Here is an 18965-nt window from a genome sequence, read left to right as displayed (position 1 = left end):
CCGCCGACACGACGGCGGACGAGGTCCCCTGCCCCACCGGCCGGGGACCCGGGGGGGCGCCCCCGGGGAAAACAGACCGTCCATCGTCTGCGACACCGACGCGGCTGGTCGCGCAGTTCCCCGCGCCCCTTTGGGGCCCGGCCCGCCCCCACCGTCCGAGGCCCAGGGGCCCGCTACCGGCACCCGCACTTCGCCACCGCCGACGCCATCTCGTCCAGTGCCGCCTGTGCTGCCTTGGGGTCGCTCGTGCCTGTCGTCATGAACGCGAAGACGAGGAGGCGGCCCTCCGCGTCCACGACCGTGCCCGCCAGGGTGTTCACGCCTGTCAGGGTGCCGGTCTTGGCCCGGACGACGCCGGTACCCGGGGAGTCCTTGGGGTAGCGGTCGACCAGGGTGCCCGTGAAGCCCGCCACGGGCAGGCCCGTCACCACGGAGCGCAGTTCCGGGTGGGCGGGGTCGGCGGCGCGGGCCAGGAGCGCGGCGAGCAGTTCGGCCGAGCTGCGGTCCGCGCGGTCCAGGCCGCTGCCATCAGCGAACTTCGTACCGGCCAGCGGGAGTTGGGACTTCCTGAGCTGGGCGTCGATCGCCCTGCCCGCGCCGTCGAAGCTGACCGGTTCCTTGGCGGCGAGCGCCGTCTGGCGGGCCAGCGCCTCGGCGATGTCGTTGTCGCTGTGCGTCAGCATCCGCTCGACGAGCGCCGAGAGCGGCGGGGACTCGACCTTGGCGAGGGACTCGGCGCGGTGACTTGCCTTGGAGGGGCCCGGGTCCTTCTTCTCCCTGGCGCCCGTGCCGGTCTCGATGCCCTCCTTCTCCAGGAGGCCCGCGAACTTCTTCGCGGCGTCGCCCGCCGGGTCGCCCGAGCGCGGGGCTGGACCGCTGGATGAGTCGTCGAGGCGGCCCTCGTCGGCCATCAGGGCGCTGACCAGGGTGAGGTTCTCGTTCGGGCCGATGGGGTGCTGCTGCTCTCCCGAGTAGAGCGAGGTGTCGTACGTCAGGGTCACCTTGTCGGTGCCGCGGTCCTTCAGGGCGCGGGCGGTGTCCTCGGCGAGGTCGCGCAGGCTCGCGGCGCTTCTGGAGTAGGGGCCGTCCTTGCGGGCGGTGAGCGTGGGGTCGCCGCCTCCGACCAGGATGACCTCCTTCGAGTCCGGCTCGATGACCGTCTTCGTGGTGATGCGGTGGTCCGCCCCCGCCGAGGTCAGTGCCGCGACCGCCGTGGCGATCTTGGTGGTGGACGCGGGCGTGAGGGCGTCGCCGCCGCCCTTGCCGTAGACCCGCCGTCCGGTGCCCGCGTCGATGACGACCGCCGAGCGCTCGGGACCCAGCGCCTTGGCCTTCAGGAGCGGATCGAGGACGCCCGCGAGCGCCTTGCCGTCCGGAGCGGGCGCGGAGCCGCCGTGCGCGGAGCCCGCGTGCACTCCGAGCCCCTTGAGCACGGAGGGCGCGCTCGGAGGCGCCGCGGGCGCCCGTCCGGACGTACGACCGCCGTGATCTGTGCCACCCCCGGCCTCCTGGTAGGCCGCCCAGTCCCGCTCGGCCGTACGCTGACCGGAGGAGTCCCAGGGGCCGGCCGCGGCCACGGCACCCGCCGCGATCGCGAGTCCGACGGTTGCCGCACCCGCCGTGAGCTGCAAGGTCTTGCGCTTCGCAGGAGTCTTGAGAGCGGCGGAGACCTTGGGAGCCGACGGCTTGGGAAGCCGCCTCAGCAGCTTCCCGACGTGCTGCCGGGTCTGCTGCCAAGGCTTGAGCTCGGGCACGACGACCAGCCCCTTTCGCGATCACACATCTGCGTGAGGGACACTTAACCACCCGAAGTATGTGCTGATCATGGAGGAGCCACCCGTGGAGTTCGACGTCACCATCGAGATTCCGAAGGGTTCGCGGAACAAGTACGAGGTGGACCACGAGACCGGCCGGATCCGCTTGGACCGTCGCCTCTTCACGTCGACCAGCTACCCCGCTGACTACGGATTCGTCGAGAACACCCTCGGCGAGGACGGTGACCCGCTGGACGCCCTCGTCATCCTGGACGAGCCGACCTTCCCGGGCTGCCTCATCAAGTGCCGCGCGATCGGCATGTTCCGGATGACCGACGAGGCGGGCGGCGACGACAAGCTGCTCTGCGTTCCGGCGTCGGATCCCCGTGTGGAGCACCTGCGCGACATCCACCACGTCTCCGAGTTCGACCGCCTGGAGATCCAGCACTTCTTCGAGGTCTACAAGGACCTGGAGCCCGGCAAGTCCGTCGAGGGCGCCGACTGGGTCGGCCGCGCGGACGCCGAGGCCGAGATCGAGAAGTCGTACAAGCGTGCGGAGGCCCAGGGTCACTGAGTGCCCCTGCGAAGCCCCTGACGGGCCGCGCGATCTTCACGAAGACCGCGCGGCCCGTTCGCGTATCTGTGCGCATACTGTTCGTACTGGAGGTGCGCAAGGTTCGTATGTGGGAGCGAGGCAGTGAAAGTGGCTGACCAGGAGGCCGAAGACCGTAAGCCACAGTCGGATGAGGCCCGGAGTGCGTTCACTCAGCCCACCGGTGTGATGCCGCAGCCACCGGCACCCGAGGACGAGTCGCAGACCACCTCCGAGTTCGCGCTCCCGAACGGTCTGGCGAATCCCTCGTCGACCACGCAGGAGACCGAGAAGTCGGCGTTCACCACGCCGCACACCTACAGCTCCCGCAACGCGCCGGCCGCGTTCACGCCCCCGCACGGCATCCCTCTGGTGAAGCTCACCAAGGAGACGCCCTGGCAGGACCAGATGCGCACGATGCTGCGCATGCCGGTCGCCGAGCGGCCCACTCCGGAGGCGACCCAGAAGCACGAGGACGAGACCGGGCCCGCCGTGCCGCGCGTCCTCGACCTGACGCTGCGTATCGGCGAGCTGCTGCTCGCGGGCGGCGAGGGCGCCGAGGACGTGGAGGCGGCGATGTTCGCCGTCTGCCGCAGTTACGGCCTCGACCGCTGCGAGCCGACCGTCACGTTCACGCTGCTCTCGATCTCGCACCAGCCGTCCCTGGTCGACGACCCGATCACGGCCTCCAGGACGGTGCGCCGAAGGGGCACCGACTACACCCGTCTCGCGGCCGTCTTCCAGCTGGTGGACGACATCAGCGACACGGACATCGAGATCACCCTGGAGGAGGCCTACCGCCGCCTTGCGGCGATACGCCGTAACCGCCACCCCTACCCCGGCTGGGCGCTCACCGCGGCCAGCGGGCTGCTCGCGGGCTCGGCATCCGTGCTCGTGGGCGGTGGCGCCCTGGTCTTCCTGATCGCGGCGTTCGGCGCGATGCTCGGCGACCGTCTCGCCTGGCTCTGCGCGGGCCGCGGGCTTCCGGAGTTCTACCAGTTCGTGGGGGCCGCGATGCCGCCCGCCGCGATGGGCGTCACGCTCAGCGTCCTGCACTCCCAGGAGGTCAACGCGTCCGCGGTGATCACCGGTGGCCTCTTCGCGCTGATCCCGGGAAGAGCCCTGGTCGCAGGCGTGCAGGACGGCCTGACCGGTTACTACATCACGGCCGCCGCCCGCCTCCTCGAGGTCTGCTATCTCGTCGTGGGCATCGTCTGCGGCGTGCTGCTCGTGCTGTCGCTCGGCGTGATGCTGGACGCGACGAGCCTGAAGGCGGAGACGGCGTTCGTGGCGACCGACTCGCGCCCGGTGATCCAGATCCTGGCGTCGATGGCGCTGAGCCTCGCCTTCGCGATACTGCTCCAGCAGGAACGTCACACCGTGCTCATCGTGACCCTGAACGGCGGTATCGCCTGGGTCATGTACGGCGCGCTCGCCCAGACCTCGCTGGAGCTCTCGCCGGTGGCCGCGACGGCCGTCGCGGCCGGGCTCGTGGGTCTGTTCGGCCAACTCTTCTCGCGCTACCGCTTCGCCTCTTCACTGCCGTACGTCACCGCGGCGATCGGCCCGCTGCTGCCCGGTAGCGCGACGTACTTCGGCCTGCTGGCCCTCGCCCAGAACGACATGAACACGGGCATCAACTCGCTCACCAAGGCGGCGGCGACGGCACTGGCCATCGCGATCGGCGTGAACCTGGGCAGCGAGGTCTCGCGGATGATCCTCAAGATCCCGGGCGCCACGACCGCGGCGAACCGCCGTGCGGCGAAGCGGACCCGAGGCTTCTGACCCCGGGTCCCACTGGTGTCCGTCCTACCGCTTCGCGTGCCGGCCGCGTGAGGCCTGGGCCGCCCCGGGGGCGTCGCCCTCGGCCGCGGCGGCCTTCTTGGACTTGCTGCGCGCCCGAAGGAACTCGATCGCGATCGGCACCACCGAGATCAGGACGATCAGGATGAGGATCGCCTCGATGTTCTTGTGCACGAAGTCGATGTTGCCCAGCCACGCGCCGAGCAGCGTCACGCCGGCGCCCCAGAGGACGCCGCCGATGATGTTGAACGTGATGAACGAGCGGTACCGCATGCCGCTGACGCCGGCGATGATCGGCGTGAACGTCCGCACGATGGGCACGAAGCGGGCCAGGACCAGGGACTTCGGGCCGTACTTCTCGAAGAACTCGTGCGCCTTGACCACGTTCTCCTGCTTGAACAGCTTGGAGTCCGGGCGGTTGAAGAGCGCGGGGCCGACCTTCTTGCCGAAGAGATAGCCCGCCTGGTCGCCGAGGATCGCGGCGATGCAGATGAGGACGACACAGAGCCAGAGCGGGAAGTCGAGCTGCTTCGTCGTGATCAGCAGGCCCGTCGTGAACAGCAGCGAGTCACCCGGCAGGAAGAAGCCGATGAGCAGGCCCGACTCGGCGAAGACGATCGCGAGCAGGCCCCAGACCCCGAACGTGTTCAGGAGGTAGTCCGGATCCAGCCAGCTTGGTCCGAGCGCAAGCGTCGTCACGGTTCGGGGCTCCTGTGGGTGAGAGGGCGGTGCGGCGGGGGGATGGCCGCCCAAAGCTATCAACGCGAGGTGACGGGCCCAGGTTCCACTGTCCTCCCCAGGGTGCACTGTGCGTGTTCTGGGGCAAAGCTGTGTGCCATGGGTATCGAAGATTTCGGCGGCGGCACCGATCCGCGCTCCGACGTACTGGTCGTGACGACGAACGACGTACCGGGCTACCGCGTGCAACAGGTTATCGGTGAGGTCTTCGGCCTCACCGTGCGCTCCCGGCACTTGGGCAGCCAGATCGGCGCCGGCCTCAAGTCCATGGTCGGCGGCGAGCTGAAGGGCCTCACGAAAACGCTGGTGGAGACCCGTAACCAAGCGATGGAGCGGCTCATCGAGCAGGCACGCGCGCGGGGCGCCAACGCGGTCCTGATGATGCGCTTCGACGTCACCGAGGCCGCGGACGTGGGTACGGAGGTGTGCGCGTACGGCACGGCGGCCGTGATCACGCAGGAGCAGTGAACCGATGGGTAAGGGGCGCCCACCCGTGGTGGACGCCCCTTACCGGGTTTCGGGTCTCCCCTGCTCAGCCGTTCCGCGCCGCGTTCGCCACGATCGCGTCCCGCATGTAGAGCGCGAGCCCCGGCCGGATCGCCTCGTAGGTGGCCGTGAACCGCTCGTCCGCCACGTACATCTCGCCGAGGCAGGTGTGGAGCTCGTGCGAGCAGGTGTAGTGGAAGTGCGTGATGGAGCGGCGGTGTTCCTCCGCGACGTCCATCGCCTCCGCGGAGTCCGCCGGCAGCCCCTGGGTGAGCAGACCGGCCATGCGCGCGTGCACCGCGTCGAACTCGTGGTTGATCCGCTGCCAGTCCTCCTTGGTGTACGAGGCGGCCTTGCGCTGCGACTCCTTGTAGGCGTCGGTATCGCCCCAGCGTCGCTCGACCTCGTCCGCGTACTGGTCGGGGTCGTGGTCCCCGAAGACCTCGAACTTCTCCTCGGGCGTGAGGTTGATGCCCATCTTCTTCGCCTCCATGGCGGTCTCGACGGCGGCGGCCATCTCCTGGAGCTTGGTGATCCTGGCGCTCAGCAGCTCGTGCTGACGGCGCAGGTGCGCCCGCAGGTCCGTCTCCGGGTCGTCCAGGAGTGCCGCCACCTCGTCCAGGGGGAAGCCGAGCTCCCGGTAGAACAGGATCTGCTGCAGCCGGTCCAGGTCGGCGTCGCTGTAGCGCCGGTGGCCCGCGCGGCTGCGCTCGCTGGGCGCGAGCAGGCCGATCTCGTCGTAGTGGTGCAGCGTGCGCACCGTCACTCCGGCGAAGCCGGCGACCTGTCCCACGGAGTAGCTCATGGCTTTCGCCCCTCTCTCGGTACGCGCCTCAGCCTGGGTCCTCACGCCACGTGAGGTGCAAGTGCAGACCCCGGCAGCCGCCCATATCCTCACCAGCAGGGGCCACGAAAGCCCCGTACAGGGACAGAAAACCTCAGGCCCGAGGAGACCGCCCATGCCGCTCCACCGCAGCGAGGACCCTAACGGTGGCTCCAAGGGGCGCACCCTCGCGGTGAACCCCTTCTACGGAGAGGCCGATCCGGTCAGCGGCATGACCGAGGCCCCGCCCAAGCACCGCCTCCCCGACGGACCCCTGCCGCCCACGACGGCGTACCAGCTGGTGCACGACGAGCTGATGCTGGACGGCAACTCCCGCCTCAACCTCGCGACCTTCGTCACCACCTGGATGGAGCCGCAGGCCGGCGTCCTCATGGCGGAGTGCCGGGACAAGAACATGATCGACAAGGACGAGTACCCGCACACCGCCGAGCTGGAGCGGCGCTGCGTGGCCATGCTCGCCGACCTGTGGCACGCCCCGGACCCGGCCGGCGCCGTCGGCTGCTCGACGACCGGGTCGAGCGAGGCGTGCATGCTCGCCGGGATGGCGCTCAAGCGCCGCTGGGCCACGGACGGGCGCAACAGCGACCGCTATCCGTCGCCCACCGCGCGCCCGAACCTCGTCATGGGCGTCAACGTCCAGGTCTGCTGGGACAAGTTCTGCAACTTCTGGGAGGTCGAGGCACGCCAGGTCCCCATGGAGGGCGACCGGTTCCACCTCGACCCGGTGGCCGCCGCCGAACTCTGCGACGAGAACACGATCGGCGTCGTGGCCGTGCTCGGCTCCACCTTCGACGGGTCGTACGAGCCCGTGGCCGAGCTCTGCGCGGCCCTCGACGACCTCCAGGAGCGCACAGGACTCGACATCCCCGTGCACGTCGACGGGGCGTCCGGCGCGATGGTGGCGCCCTTCCTCGACGAGGAACTGGCGTGGGACTTCCGGCTGCCGAGGGTGGCCTCGATCAACACCTCGGGCCACAAGTACGGCCTCGTCTATCCGGGCGTCGGCTGGGCACTGTGGCGCGACGCGGACGCGCTGCCGGAGGAGCTGGTCTTCCGGGTGAACTACCTCGGCGGTGACATGCCGACGTTCGCGCTGAACTTCTCCCGGCCCGGCGCGCAGGTCGCCGCGCAGTACTACACGTTCCTGCGCCTGGGCCGCGAGGGCTACCGCGCCGTCCAGCAGGCGGCCAGGGACGTCGCCCGCGGCCTCGCGGACCGCATCGAGGCGCTCGGCGACTTCCGGATGATCACGCGCGGGGACCAGCTGCCGGTGTTCGCCTTCACGACACGGGACGACGTGACGGCGTACGACGTCTTCGACGTGTCCCGGCGGCTCCGCGAGCGCGGCTGGCTGGTCCCCGCGTACACCTTCCCGGCCCACCGCGAGGATCTGGCGGCCCTCCGCGTGGTCTGCCGCAACGGCTTCACGGCCGACCTCGCGGAGCTCTTCCTGGCGGATCTCAGCAGCCTGCTGCCCGAACTGCGCCAGCAGCCAGGCCCGTTCACCCGGGACAAGGACGCGGCGACGAGCTTCCACCACTAGGTGGCACCCCGCGCCCTGGGGAGGGCTACTTGCTGAGTCCTGCGAACCTCCGCACCGCCAGCGGCATGAACACCCCCACGAGCACCACGGGCCACACCACGGCCATCAGCCCCGCGTGCTCGGCGGCCCACGAAGTGCCCACCACCCCGGGGTCGTTGCCGAACAGGTCGCGGACCGCCGTGGCCGTCGCCGACATCGGGTTCCACTCGACCGCCGCGCCGAGCCAGCCCGGCATGTTCTGCGGGACCGTGAAGGCGTTGGAGAGGAAGCCGACCGGCCAGACCAGGATCTGCACGGCCATGACCAGCTCCGGCCTGCCCGCGACCATGGCCAGGTGGATGCCGATCCACAGCATCGCGAACCGCAGCAGGAGCAGCAGGCCCACCGCCCCGAGCGCGGCCCCGAACGAGCCGTGCCAGCGCCAGCCGATCACGAGGCCGACGCCGATCATGACGATCAGCGAGACGAGCGACTGCAGCATGTCCGCGACCGAACGACCCACCAGGACAGCCCCGTTGGTCATCGGCATGGACCGGAAGCGGTCGATCACTCCCTTGTTGAGGTCCTGCGTGACGGCGACCATGGTGGCGTCCAGACCGAAGGTCATGGTCAGCGCGAACATGCCGGGCACCAGGAACTCGGCGTAGTCGCCCGCGATGCCCTTTCCGCCGCCGATCAGGAAGTTGAACATCAGCAGGAACATCACCGGGAAGGCCAGGCCGACGAGCACCTGCACGGGCTGGCGTGCCCAGTGCGCGAGTTCGCGCCGCGTCATGGTCCACGAGTCGATCGCGGCCCACCGGACGGGCGCTCCGCCCGCCACCGGCATACGGCTGCGCGCCGGTGTACCGCTCGTCATCGTCGTACTCACACGGCCTCCTTCGTACGCCCCTGGTCGCCCGCCGTACGTTCCTGTTCGCCCGCCGTACGTTCTCGGTCGTCCGCCGTGTGTTCTCGGTCGTCCGCATGGCCCGTCAGGCGCAGGAACACCTCGTCCAGAGTGGGCCGGCGCACCGCGATGTCCTCGGCCTCGACGCCGGCTTCCCGCAGGGCCTGTACGACCCCGGTGAGCGCCTCCATGCGGTCCACCACCGGCGCGCTGGCAAGGCGCCGGTCCGCGTCCACGGTGGCGTCGCCGGGCAAGAGGCCTGCGGCCAGCTCCAGTTGGGCCGCGTCCCGCACCACCACGTCGATCCGGTCACCGCCCGTCTTCGACTTCAGCTCGTCCGCGGTGCCGTCCGCGATGACCCGGCCCCGGTCGATCACCGAGATGCGGTGGGCGAGCTGGTCCGCCTCTTCGAGATACTGCGTGGTGAGCAGCACCGTCGTCCCGCCGTCGACCAGCGAGCGCACCGCCTCCCAGACCTCGGTGCGCCCCCGCGGGTCGAGCCCGGTCGTCGGCTCGTCCAGGAACAGCACGTCCGGCTCCGTGATGAGCGAGGCCGCGAGGTCCAGGCGGCGCCGCATGCCGCCGCTGTACTGCTTGACCGCCTTGCGTCCCGCGTCCCCGAGCCCGAACCGCTCCAGGAGCTCATCGGCCCGCACGCGCGCGTGGCGTGCGCCCAGGTGGTAGAGCCGACCGAACATGTCCAGGTTCTGCCGTCCGCTCAACTCCTCGTCAAGGGCGGCATGCTGACCGAGCAGACCGATGCGCCTGCGCACCTCGTCCGGCTGCCGCCGCACGTCGTAGCCGGCGACCTCCGCCCGACCCTCGTCCGCCCGCAGCAGCGTGGCGAGCACCCGCACGGCGGTGGTCTTGCCCGCGCCGTTCGGGCCGAGCACGCCGTGCACCGTGCCGCGCCCGACCGTCAGGTCAAGGCCGTCGAGCGCCCACTTCTCCCCGTACCGCTTCCGTGCGCCCTCGACGACGATCGCGTCCGTCATCCGTCTCCCTCCGAGCTCCCGCCAGCCCGTAGTCAAACTTGACTACGGGGTCAACGCGAAGGAAGGTATCCCCGAAACCAGGATTAGTCAAACTTGATCAATGGCCTGGCTCTCCGTGGCTCAGCGGTCGTCCCCCGCGTGCGGCTCGCCGGACCCGTACGGGTTCTCCTCGCCCTCGGCGAGGATGCCGACGAACGGCTCCCCCTCGCCCGCGAACGTGTACGCACCGCCCTCGATCCGCCCGATCAGGCCCCGCGTCCACTCCACGCCCCCGTCGGCCGTGTGGACCCAGAGGTTCATGATCTCGCCGATGTGCCCGAGCTGCTCCGGGCCGTCCTCGGGCGTGTAGTACTCGGTGACGGACCTGCGCCACTCCTCGATGCCCCGCACCCGCTGCTTCAGCAGGTCGACCGCTTCACCGCGGGGCAGGTCGACGATGAAGCCGAGCGCCGCCGAGAGCATGTCGGGCCGCTGGTCGTACGAGACCAGGTTGGACCGGAGCAGGTTCAGGTACTCCTCGGTGCCCGCCTCCGTGATCTCGTACTCCGTGCGCGGCGGGCCCCCCGCGGTCGAGGGGGCGATCTCGTGCGCGAGCAGCAGGCCCTGCTTGGCCATCTGCTTCAGCGCGTGGTAGATCGATCCGGGCTTGGCGTTGGACCACTCATGAGCGCCCCAGAACTCCAGGTCGTTGCGCACCTGATAGCCGTGGGCCCGTCCGTGCTGACGGACCGCGCCGAGGACAAGGAGTCGGATCGCCGACATCAAAGCCACCTCCTTCTAATCAATTTTGATTAGGCTAGCGGTATGGCCGAGACAATGATCCCCTTGTTCCCCTGCCACGAGCTCGACGAGACCCTCGACTTCTACAAAGCCATCGGCTTCGAGGTGACCTTCCACCAGAAGAGCCCCTACCAGTACGGCGTCGTCGAGCGCGGCGACATGCAGTTCCAGTTCTTCCGTATGAAGGGCTACGACCCCAAGGTGTCCATCAGCGCCTGCTACGTCATCACCGACGACGTGGACGCCCTGCACGCCTCCTTCCGGTCCGGCCTCAAGCAGACCCTCGGGCGGATACCGACCCGCGGCCTGCCCCGCATCGGCGCCCTGAAGGACATGAGCTACGGGGTGCGGCAGTTCCTGATGTCGGACCCGGCGGGCAACAACATCCGCGTCGGGCAGCCCATCGCCGACTCCTTCGAACACTCGGCGGTACCGAAGGAGAGGTACGCGCGCGCCCTGCACCAGGCCGTACTCCTCGGCGAGTCCAAGGAGGACCCATCGGCCGCGGCCCGCATCATCGACCACGCGCTCGCGGCGGACGGCACCCCCACCCCCGTACAGCTCGTGAAGCTGTACGTCGTGCGGGCCGAGATGGCCGAGCAGCTCGGCGAGCCGGAGCGTCCTGCCGAGTGGCTGGACCGGGCCGCGGCGGTCCTGCTGACCGAGGAGGAACGGCAGGCGGCCGCTGACGAGCTGCTGCGGGCCGAGGATCTGCGCGGGTCCCTCTAGCCCTCGGTCCCGCCCTGACCCCGGCTCTCGCCGCGCTCCAGGGCCACCAGCTCGAACGCCGTCCTGCCGTCGAGGCTCTCGCGGATGATGTCGGCGTGGCCCGAGTGCCGGGACATCTCGGTGATCAGGCGGAGCAGCACCCACCGCATCGACACGTCCTCCTTCGGGAACCACGGCTGATCGGGCAGCGAGAAGGTCTCGTCGAGGGTGGGCAGGGAGCGGATGAACTCCTCGGTGCGGTAGGCAACTTGGCGCCAGTACGCGAGCGCTGATTCGACCGTCTCGCACTCGACGAGGCGGAAGCACTCGTCCCAGTTCGCCTCGGTGCGCTCGACGGCGGGATCGACGCCCTTCGCCCGCGAGATCCACCCCTCCTCGACCTCCGCGACATGCTTGAGGAGCCCGGAGAGCGAGAGCTCGCCGGCGCTCGGCCTGGTGGCCGCCTGCTCGTCGGTCAGGCCGATCAGGGCCCGACGGATACCGCCGCGCTCGGCGTCGAGGAAGGCGAGCAGCGCGCCCCGCTCGTCGCCGGGGCCTCTGCGTTGACGTGAGTGACCATGGGGTCCGCCTCTCCGGGCCTGTGGAGCCTGCCGGGCTTTCCGACACCACTGACGTCAAGGACCCTTGCGGTCAGGTGCTGTCCGCAAGGGTCCGGGAGTTCGCGACGTACGCGAAAGGGGCCGGGAGGGCGTAGCGCTCGGGCTCAGAAGGGGAACCGGGAGCGTCCGTGCTGGACGGAGATCCACTTCTGCGTGGTGAACGCGTCCACTGTCGACTCGCCGTTGAGACGCCCGACGCCCGAGTGCTTCTCGCCGCCGAAAGGCACGATCGGCTCGTCGTGCACAGTGCCGTCGTTCACGTGGAACATGCCGCTGTTGATCCGCCGCGCGAACCGCACGCCGCGCTCGACGTCGGCCGTGTGGACGGCGCCGCTGAGCCCGTACGGGGTGTCGTTGGCGATGCGAACGGCCTCTTCCTCGCCGTCGAAGGGCACGAGCAGCGCCACCGGGCCGAAGATCTCCTGCCGCAGGGTCGGCGAGTCGGCCGGCAGGTCCGTCAGGACGGAGGGGGCCACCAGATTGCCGTCGGCGCGGCCGTGCAGGAGGGCCTTCGCGCCCGCGGCCACCGTCTGGTCGACGGTCTTCGACACCGCGTCCGCCTGCGAGGAGTTGATCAGCGGGCCGATGTGGGTCGCCGGGTCCGCCGGGTCGCCGACGTTCAGGGACGCGACCTTGGCGACGAACTTGTCGGTGAACTCCCCCTGCAGCGACCGGTCCACGAGGATGCGGTTGGCGGCCATGCAGACCTGGCCCTGGTGCACGAAGCGGCTGAAGACCGCGGCGTCCACCGCGTAGTCGACGTCCGCGTCGTCCAGGACGACAAGGGCGCTGTTGCCGCCGAGCTCCAGGATCGACCGCTTGAAGTTCGCGGCGCAGACCGTGCCGACGTGACGGCCCACGCGGTCCGAGCCGGTGAAGGAGATGACGCTCGGCACCGGGTGCTCGATGAACGCGTCACCTATCTCGGCGATGTCGGTGATGACCACGTTCAGCACGCCGACCGGAAGGCCCGCGTCCTCGAACAGCTTCGCAAGGAAGCTGCCGCCCATCACCGGAGTGTTCTGATGCGGCTTGAGCACCACCGCGTTGCCGAGTGCGAGCGCCGGGGCGACCGTCTTCAGGGAGAGCAGCAGCGGGAAGTTGAAGGGGCTGATGACCCCGACCACACCCACCGGCTCGCGGTAGACGCGGTTCTCCTTGCCCTCGCCTGGCGACGGCAGGATGCGGCCCTCGGGCTGCAGGGCGACGTGCACGGCCTCCCGCAGGAATTCCTTGGTGAGGTGGATCTCGAAGGCGGCCTTGAGCCGGGTGCCGCCCAGCTCGGCGACGATCGCGTCGGATATCTCTTCCTCGCGGTCCTCGATGATGCGCAGGGCACGCTCGAAAACCGCGCGCCGGACGTAGGGGCTGGTCCCGCCCCAGTCCTTCTGCGCGCGGTCGGCGGCTCGGTAGGCCTGGTCCACTTCGTCGGCCGTCGCCACGGTGATCGACGCCAGCTTCTCCCCGTCGTACGGATTGAAGTCGATGATGTCCCAGGAGCCGGAACCGGCCTTCCACTCACCGTCGATGTACTGGTGAGCCAGGTCAGTGAAGAAGGACATGAGACCCCTTGCCGCAAAGTGTGCAGACATCTGATTTCACGTCATCGTACTGACCGGTCACGTCAGTTGGAGCAGACCGCGCAGAAGATCGCGACTATCGGCCGGATTCGGGCTGTCGCTCTGCAACTCGCCCACCACCCGCTCGTACTGGCCGACTTCCTCGGCTTTGTCGAGGTACAGGGCTCCGGTCAGCTGTTCCACGTACACGACGTCCGAGAGGTCCGACTCCGGGAAGCGCAGCATGGTGAACGCTCCGCTCTCGCCCGAGTGCCCACCGAAACTGAACGGCATGACCTGAAGGGTGACATTCGGCCGTTCGGAGATGTCGATCAGATGCTGTAGCTGACCCCTCATCACTTCTCGGTCGCCGTACGGGCGTCGAAGCGCTGCCTCGTCGAGTACGCAGTGGAAGCGAGGGGCGCGCTCGGAGATGAGCAGCTTCTGCCGTTCGAGGCGCAGGGCGACGCGGCGCTCGATGTCCGCCCTGCTCGCGCCCTTCATGCCGCGCGCGACGACCGCGTGGGCGTACGCCTCGGTCTGCAACAGGCCGTTGACGAACTGGACTTCGTAGACGCGGATGAGCGATGCGGCACCCTCGAGACCGACGTACGTCTGGAACCAGCCCGGCAGGACGTCCGAGTAACTGTGCCACCAGCCCGCGAGGTTGGCCTCTTTGGCGAGTGAGAGAAGCGCGACGCGCTCTGTCTCGTCGGTGACGCCGTACAGCGTCAACAGGTCCTCGACGTCTCTGGACTTGAAGCTCACCCGTCCCAACTCCATGCGGCTGATCTTCGATTCTGAGGCTCGGATCGAGTAGCCGGCCGCTTCACGGGTGATGCCGCGCGATTCCCTCAGGCGCCTGAGTTGCGAGCCAAGGAGCATGCGCCGTACGACCGAGCCGCTCGACTCCCCTGCGGTCACTTCGCTCAATCCTCCCCATCACTTGGAAGCCAGCAGTCTGCCATTAAACGCTTCAGGCCGTACTCGTTCGGTTACAGAAACGGAAAGCCTTCGGAACTCCTCCACAAGAAGTCGTAGGAAGAAATGGGCAAGAAGTGGCACGGGAACGACCAAGTCCGGCGCGTGCACGTGCATCTGCCCTTGCATCTGCTGTGCGCATTCGGAACCATGGTCCGCGCGCCACCGCTGTAACCGACCGCACCACCGCTCCATCGCTATGTACCGCGAAACCGGGGAGTGCCTCGCATGGGGACGAATGGATCGACCATGCTCGAGCCGTTACGGCAGGGGCTTCCCCCACTCGACCCCTCAGCCGTCTCCAGCGCGGCGTCCTGCTCCCTGCCCGCCCGCTATGAAGCAGTGGGCAGCGCGCGGCAGTTCACCCGTAAGACGCTGAACCAGTGGGAACTGGAAGAGCGCTTCGACGACATCGCCCTCGTCGTCTCCGAACTGGTCACCAACGCCCTCAGACACGCCCTGCCGTCGGACACCCCGCGCGACCACGGCCCGCCGGTGCGGCTGCACTTGATGCGCTGGACCTCACGTCTGGTGTGTGCGGTGCGCGACCCCAGTGACGACAGTCCGGTCGCGCGCGAGACCGACGACGACTTCTCGGCCGAGTCGGGCCGCGGCCTGTTCCTGGTGGACTCGTTCAGCGACAGCTGGGGCTGGCACCCGCTCGCGGGCGCGCTGCGGGGCAAGGTCGTGTGGGCGCTTTTCCAGCTGGCTTAGAGCCGGCTTAGAGCCGGCGTGGAGCCGGCCGGGAACTAGCGTGGAGTCGACCGGGAACTGGCGTAGTTCAGGCCGAGAACTGGCGTAGATCCGGCCGAGAACTGGCGGGTTGCGGGTCATCCACCTATCAGGTGGTCGAACTCCCCGTCCTTCATGCCGAGCAGCATGGCCTCTATCTCGGCGCGCGTGTAGACGAGCGCCGGGCCGTCGGGGAACCGTGAGTTCCGTACGGCGACGTCGCCGCCCGGCAGCCTCGCGAACTCCACGCAGGCCCCCTGCGAGTTGCTGTGCCTGCTCTTCTGCCAGACCACCCCGTGAAGCTCCGTGGCAGCCATGCCGTTAAACACGTGATGCACAGTCGCTCCCCGGTGGTGGTGCAGTGCCTGGTGTGGCTCCAGAGCGCTCTGGACAGCTCTAGATGCAGTGGTCAACTGTCCCGGATCATAGCTGTGTTCACATGCCGATGCATGGGCAGATGCACGTGCACGCGGGGTGCTCTCTTGATTACAGCTCTGTCAGCACCTGCCCCCAGTCCCCACGCCATGCGAACACCGTCCGGGCCGACGCCCTCGCGTACTGGTTCGTGTGCCGGCTCGTGTACTAGGTAGAGACGCACGGGGTGCCTTTCGTGTTCCAACGTTTACGCAACAGCCTGACGGCGGTTCGGTTCAGCGAGCGGAGCCGTACGGCAGCAGCGCCATCTCCCGTGCGTTCTTGATCGCGCGGGCAAGGAGTCGCTGCTGCTGGGCGGAGACCCGCGTGACCCGCCGGGAGCGGATCTTGCCGCGGTCGGAGATGAACTTGCGGAGCAGCTCCGTGTCCTTGTAGTCGATGTACGTGATCTTCGCCTGGTCCAGGGGGTTGGGACGCGGCTTCTGTTCGCGGCCGGACGGCTTGCGGGGGGACATTCAGACCTCCAGGAGGGTGTCGAAAGCAGGGGGCAGGTGTTTCCAGGCGTCGCGCCCTGCGGCGTACTCCTCGTCCGTCAGCAGGCAGGACTCCAGGACCTCTTCGAGCCCTTCGCGGTCCAGGCCCGGCGAGACGAACACCAGGTGCTGGCAGCAGTCGCCGTGCTCGGGATGCCAGTCGAGCGCGGCGGCGGCCCGCCGCACCGGCGGCACCATCTCCCACGCGGCGTCCGGCAACGAGGCCAGCCACGGCCCCGCGCTCTCCACGCACAGCGCGCCGCCCGCCGCGTCCCAGCCGAGCAGCGTGTCCGGATGGTCGGCCAACCAGAACCGCCCGCGGCTGCGGGCCGCCGCACAGGTCAGGTCCTCCAGGGCCTGATAGAGCCGCTCCGGGTGGAAGGGCCGGTCCCGGTGCCATACGAGGGTGGCGACCCCCGCTTCGTCGGCGTCGGTCGGCAGCAGCGCACAGGACGGATGCTGGGCCGCGGCCGCCGCCTCGACGTCGAATCCCGCGAGCGCGGCAGCTGCCAGGGCCCCAGGCCCGCCGTCACCGCCGCGACCGCCGCGACCGTCGTGACCGCCTCGATCACCGCGACCGCCTCGATCACCGCGATCACCGCGATCACCGCGACCGTCGTGACCGCCTCGATCACCGCGACGACTGATGGGGACCTGACGGGCGGTCGGGTGGAGCTGGGCGAGGAGCGCGCGGTCCTCGTCGTCGGCCTCGGGAGAGTCCGCGACAGCGAGGACGGGGGCGTACTCGAGCTGGCGGGCCCAGGTGTCGGCGACGGTGCGCTGATCCGTGGCGGCCGCGGCGAGCCCGGCCTCCATGAGGTCGTCGCCGTTGCCGAGGTAGGGCAGCAGGAGCGCCGGGTCGACGGCCGTGATCACGCCGCTCAGCCGCAGCCCCTCGTGCCCGTGCGCCGTGATGACCTCCGCCATCGCCTTGGGTTCCACGGAGTCCCACAGCTCGACGATCGCGAGCCGCGTGAGGCCGGAGTCCGCGAGCCGTTCGAGCTCGGGCACCAGGTCCTCGCGCAGGGCGCAGCACGCACAGTCGTTGACCAGCGGCGCCTCGCCGGTGGAGAGCACTCCGCCGATGTCGCGCACCGTGCGTACGACCGTGCCGTGCACGGCCGTCGCCAGGTCGTGGTGGAGTGCCACGCTCCCGGGCACGGTGGCCAGGAGCCGCTCGACGGTTTCCTTGCGGGCGTCGGAGTGGAGCCCGCCCACGATCGCGATGTCCATGGATCGCACAGGGTTCACGGGGTTCGCCGGGTTCACGGGGTCCATCGGGTTCACAGGATCCATCGGGCTCACCGGGCGCCGTAACGGCGCTCGAAGCGCTCGACGCGGCCCGCGGTGTCGAGGACCTTGGCCGTGCCTGTGTAGAAGGGGTGACTCGCGGAGGAGACCTCGACGTCGATGACGGGGTACGTGTGCCCGTCCTCCCACTCGACGGTCTTCTCGCTGGTCGCGGTGGACCGGGTGAGGAAGGCGAAGCCGGCGGACTTGTCGCGGAAGACGACGGGGGCGTACGGCGGGTGGATGTCCTTGCGCATGAGGGTCAGCGCTCCTCTCGGAAATCGACGTGACGCCCGACGACCGGGTCGTACTTGCGCAGCGTCATGCGGTCGGGGTCGTTACGGCGGTTCTTGCGGGTCACGTACGTGTAGCCGGTTCCGGCTGTGGACCGGAGCTTGATGACGGGGCGGAGTTCGTTGCGAGCCATGCCGGTAGTGTATGAAAATGATTCCCGTTTTCAAAACGCCGTTTTCGAACGGGTCCACAGGGGAGCCCAGCGCCTCCCCGCGACCGAGAGGTGCGTCACCATGTCCGCCCACTGCCAGCTGACCGGCGCCACGCCGGGCTTCGGCAACCAGATCTCCCATTCGCACCGGCGCACGTCACGCCGGTTCGACGTCAACGTCCAGCGCAAGCGGTACTGGCTGCCCGGCGAAGGCCGCTACGTACGGCTGCGGCTCAGCGCCAAGGGCATCAAGACCGTCGACTCCATCGGGGTCGAGGCCGCCGTCGCCAGGATCCGTGCGCGTGGAGTGAGGGTCTGATGGCCAAGAAGAGCAAGATCGCGAAGAACGAGAAGCGGCGCGAGGTCGTCGCGCGGTACGCCGTGCGGCGGGCCGAGCTGAAGGAGGTTCTCCGGAGTCCCTCGACCAGCGATGCCGAACGGCGTGCAGCCCAGGCCGAGTTGGGGCGCCAGCCGCGGGACGCGAGTGCGACGCGCGTACGCAATCGGGACAGCGTAGACGGTCGCCCGCGGGGATACGTCGGGAAGTTCGGCCTCTCCCGGGTGAAGCTGCGTGACCAAGCGCACGCCGGATTCCTGCCCGGGGTGCGCAAGTCGTCCTGGTAGCTTGGCGCGCGATTTCACTGACCTGATTCGAGCGTCATACAGCTTCACGTAGGGGGACTTCAGTGCGCACGCACGTCCGGAACGTACGTATCGGTGCCGCGGCGGCGGGTCTTGTCGCCGCCCTGGTCCTGACCGGTTGCAGCAGTGACGGCGGCGACGGGGACGAGGGCAAGGACAAGAGCTCGGCGGGTTCCTCTGCCGGGGCCGACGGGTCGGACGGGTCGGACGGGGCCGGGACGCCGGACGAGGGGGCGGATTCCGGTGCGGATTCCGGTGCCGAGGGCGGCAGTTCCGAGGGCAGCTGGGTCGCCACCGCCGACGGGAATCCGCTGGCGCTGGTCATCGCCGGGAAGCAGGCGACGCTGCTCGGGGAGAACGTCCTGTGCAGTGGGACCGCCGGCGGCGAGACCATCAGCCTCAAGTGCGCCAAGGGCGAATCGGACCGCACCGAGGGCACGGTCGAGTCGGTCAACGGGACGTCGATGACGGTCGCTTGGCAGGGCGCCGGCAAGGATCAGTTCACCAGGACCAAGGGCGGAAAGCTGCCGGAGGGGCTGCCTACGGCGGGGCTTCCGGAGTCCTGAGGAGCTGAGGGTCCTGAGGCCTGAGGGCCTGAGGGCCTGAGGGGTCTGAGGGCCTGAGGGGTCTGAGGGGTCTGAGGGGTCTGAGGGCCT

22 protein-coding genes and 1 pseudogene are annotated in these 18965 nt (G+C 69.2%); 9 read left to right on the top strand and 14 right to left on the bottom strand.

The window, feature by feature from the left end:
- Positions 1-173 precede the first annotated feature (173 nt).
- Entirely contained in the window at positions 174-1754 is a 1581-nt protein-coding gene (gene dacB, locus ACZ5WE_RS13550) for a D-alanyl-D-alanine carboxypeptidase/D-alanyl-D-alanine endopeptidase (RefSeq protein WP_467686093.1), read from the bottom strand.
- Between the two features lie 85 nt (positions 1755-1839).
- Between dacB and ACZ5WE_RS13545 the strand changes: the two genes are divergently transcribed.
- Positions 1840-2328 carry an inorganic diphosphatase gene (locus ACZ5WE_RS13545; protein ID WP_135330561.1) on the top strand — a complete coding sequence of 163 codons (489 nt, stop codon included), beginning with the start codon at positions 1840-1842 and terminating at the stop codon, positions 2326-2328.
- 129 nt (positions 2329-2457) lie between these two features.
- Positions 2458-4131 (top strand): threonine/serine exporter family protein, encoded by a 1674-nt coding sequence (locus ACZ5WE_RS13540; protein ID WP_467686091.1) that lies wholly within the window; start codon positions 2458-2460, stop codon positions 4129-4131.
- Between the two features lie 24 nt (positions 4132-4155).
- Here ACZ5WE_RS13540 and ACZ5WE_RS13535 read toward each other — a convergent pair whose 3' ends face one another.
- Positions 4156-4848, bottom strand: coding sequence for a DedA family protein (locus ACZ5WE_RS13535; protein WP_467686089.1), 693 nt, complete (start codon positions 4846-4848; stop codon positions 4156-4158).
- A 138-nt stretch (positions 4849-4986) separates the two neighbouring features.
- On the opposite strand from ACZ5WE_RS13535, the gene ACZ5WE_RS13530 reads away from it, so the two are divergent.
- Complete coding sequence (locus ACZ5WE_RS13530) at positions 4987-5355, top strand: YbjQ family protein (protein WP_467686087.1); 369 nt, start codon at positions 4987-4989, stop codon at positions 5353-5355.
- Between the two features lie 64 nt (positions 5356-5419).
- Here ACZ5WE_RS13530 and ACZ5WE_RS13525 read toward each other — a convergent pair whose 3' ends face one another.
- Positions 5420-6178 carry a MerR family transcriptional regulator gene (locus tag ACZ5WE_RS13525; RefSeq protein WP_467686085.1) on the bottom strand — a complete coding sequence of 253 codons (759 nt, stop codon included), beginning with the start codon at positions 6176-6178 and terminating at the stop codon, positions 5420-5422.
- Positions 6179-6332: 154 nt separating this feature from the next.
- Between ACZ5WE_RS13525 and ACZ5WE_RS13520 the strand changes: the two genes are divergently transcribed.
- Positions 6333-7760 (top strand): glutamate decarboxylase, encoded by a 1428-nt coding sequence (locus ACZ5WE_RS13520; RefSeq protein WP_467686083.1) that lies wholly within the window; start codon positions 6333-6335, stop codon positions 7758-7760.
- A 25-nt stretch (positions 7761-7785) separates the two neighbouring features.
- Here the strand turns inward: ACZ5WE_RS13520 and ACZ5WE_RS13515 are convergent, their stop codons facing one another.
- The 3 genes from ACZ5WE_RS13515 to ACZ5WE_RS13505 form a co-directional block, all read right to left on the bottom strand.
- The gene (locus ACZ5WE_RS13515; RefSeq protein ID WP_467686257.1) at positions 7786-8619 is read right to left on the bottom strand and encodes an ABC transporter permease; all 834 of its coding nucleotides are present in this window, start codon (positions 8617-8619) and stop codon (positions 7786-7788) included.
- Between the two features lie 8 nt (positions 8620-8627).
- Positions 8628-9644, bottom strand: coding sequence for an ATP-binding cassette domain-containing protein (locus ACZ5WE_RS13510; protein WP_467686081.1), 1017 nt, complete (start codon positions 9642-9644; stop codon positions 8628-8630).
- A gap of 120 nt (positions 9645-9764) precedes the next feature.
- A complete protein-coding gene (locus tag ACZ5WE_RS13505) occupies positions 9765-10406 on the bottom strand; it encodes a PadR family transcriptional regulator (protein ID WP_467686079.1) in 642 nt (213 codons plus the stop codon).
- Between the two features lie 42 nt (positions 10407-10448).
- Between ACZ5WE_RS13505 and ACZ5WE_RS13500 the strand changes: the two genes are divergently transcribed.
- Positions 10449-11153 (top strand): bleomycin resistance protein, encoded by a 705-nt coding sequence (locus ACZ5WE_RS13500; protein WP_467686077.1) that lies wholly within the window; start codon positions 10449-10451, stop codon positions 11151-11153.
- On the opposite strand, the pseudogene ACZ5WE_RS13495 reads toward ACZ5WE_RS13500, so the two are convergent.
- The 3 genes and pseudogenes from ACZ5WE_RS13495 to ACZ5WE_RS13485 form a co-directional block, all read right to left on the bottom strand.
- Positions 11150-11712, bottom strand: a pseudogene (locus ACZ5WE_RS13495) (DinB family protein). The gene ACZ5WE_RS13500 and the pseudogene ACZ5WE_RS13495 overlap by 4 nt on opposite strands.
- A gap of 144 nt (positions 11713-11856) precedes the next feature.
- Positions 11857-13314, bottom strand: a complete 1458-nt coding sequence (locus ACZ5WE_RS13490; protein WP_467686075.1) for an aldehyde dehydrogenase family protein — start codon at positions 13312-13314, stop codon at positions 11857-11859.
- A 57-nt stretch (positions 13315-13371) separates the two neighbouring features.
- Complete coding sequence (locus ACZ5WE_RS13485) at positions 13372-14235, bottom strand: helix-turn-helix domain-containing protein (RefSeq protein WP_467686073.1); 864 nt, start codon at positions 14233-14235, stop codon at positions 13372-13374.
- 285 nt (positions 14236-14520) lie between these two features.
- On the opposite strand from ACZ5WE_RS13485, the gene ACZ5WE_RS13480 reads away from it, so the two are divergent.
- A complete protein-coding gene (locus ACZ5WE_RS13480) occupies positions 14521-15006 on the top strand; it encodes an ATP-binding protein (protein WP_467686071.1) in 486 nt (161 codons plus the stop codon).
- A 116-nt stretch (positions 15007-15122) separates the two neighbouring features.
- Here ACZ5WE_RS13480 and ACZ5WE_RS13475 read toward each other — a convergent pair whose 3' ends face one another.
- The 5 genes from ACZ5WE_RS13475 to rpmG form a co-directional block, all read right to left on the bottom strand.
- Positions 15123-15362: a DUF397 domain-containing protein gene (locus ACZ5WE_RS13475; protein ID WP_467686069.1), complete on the bottom strand. Its 240-nt coding sequence runs from the start codon at positions 15360-15362 to the stop codon at positions 15123-15125.
- Positions 15363-15674: 312 nt separating this feature from the next.
- The gene (gene rpsR, locus ACZ5WE_RS13470) at positions 15675-15914 is read right to left on the bottom strand and encodes a 30S ribosomal protein S18 (protein ID WP_467686067.1); all 240 of its coding nucleotides are present in this window, start codon (positions 15912-15914) and stop codon (positions 15675-15677) included.
- Positions 15915-17165: a CobW family GTP-binding protein gene (locus ACZ5WE_RS13465; RefSeq protein WP_467686065.1), complete on the bottom strand. Its 1251-nt coding sequence runs from the start codon at positions 17163-17165 to the stop codon at positions 15915-15917.
- A 68-nt stretch (positions 17166-17233) separates the two neighbouring features.
- Positions 17234-17479 (bottom strand): type B 50S ribosomal protein L31, encoded by a 246-nt coding sequence (locus ACZ5WE_RS13460; RefSeq protein WP_467686063.1) that lies wholly within the window; start codon positions 17477-17479, stop codon positions 17234-17236.
- 5 nt (positions 17480-17484) lie between these two features.
- Positions 17485-17649 carry a 50S ribosomal protein L33 gene (gene rpmG / locus ACZ5WE_RS13455; protein WP_003999141.1) on the bottom strand — a complete coding sequence of 55 codons (165 nt, stop codon included), beginning with the start codon at positions 17647-17649 and terminating at the stop codon, positions 17485-17487.
- A 100-nt stretch (positions 17650-17749) separates the two neighbouring features.
- Between rpmG and rpmB the strand changes: the two genes are divergently transcribed.
- From rpmB to ACZ5WE_RS13440, 3 genes are all read left to right on the top strand, one after another.
- Positions 17750-17986 (top strand): 50S ribosomal protein L28, encoded by a 237-nt coding sequence (gene rpmB, locus ACZ5WE_RS13450; protein ID WP_467686061.1) that lies wholly within the window; start codon positions 17750-17752, stop codon positions 17984-17986.
- Positions 17986-18291, top strand: a complete 306-nt coding sequence (gene rpsN / locus ACZ5WE_RS13445; RefSeq protein ID WP_467686059.1) for a 30S ribosomal protein S14 — start codon at positions 17986-17988, stop codon at positions 18289-18291. Before rpmB ends, rpsN begins: the two co-directional genes overlap by 1 nt.
- 62 nt (positions 18292-18353) lie before the next feature.
- On the top strand, positions 18354-18875 hold the full coding sequence (locus tag ACZ5WE_RS13440; RefSeq protein WP_467686057.1) for a hypothetical protein: 522 nt from the start codon (positions 18354-18356) through the stop codon (positions 18873-18875).
- Positions 18876-18965 lie beyond the last annotated feature (90 nt).

The organism is Streptomyces sp. NPDC033180, from assembly GCF_055577645.1.
Note: the sequence above shows the minus strand (reverse complement) of the source record. Positions and strands in the feature narration are given on the sequence as shown.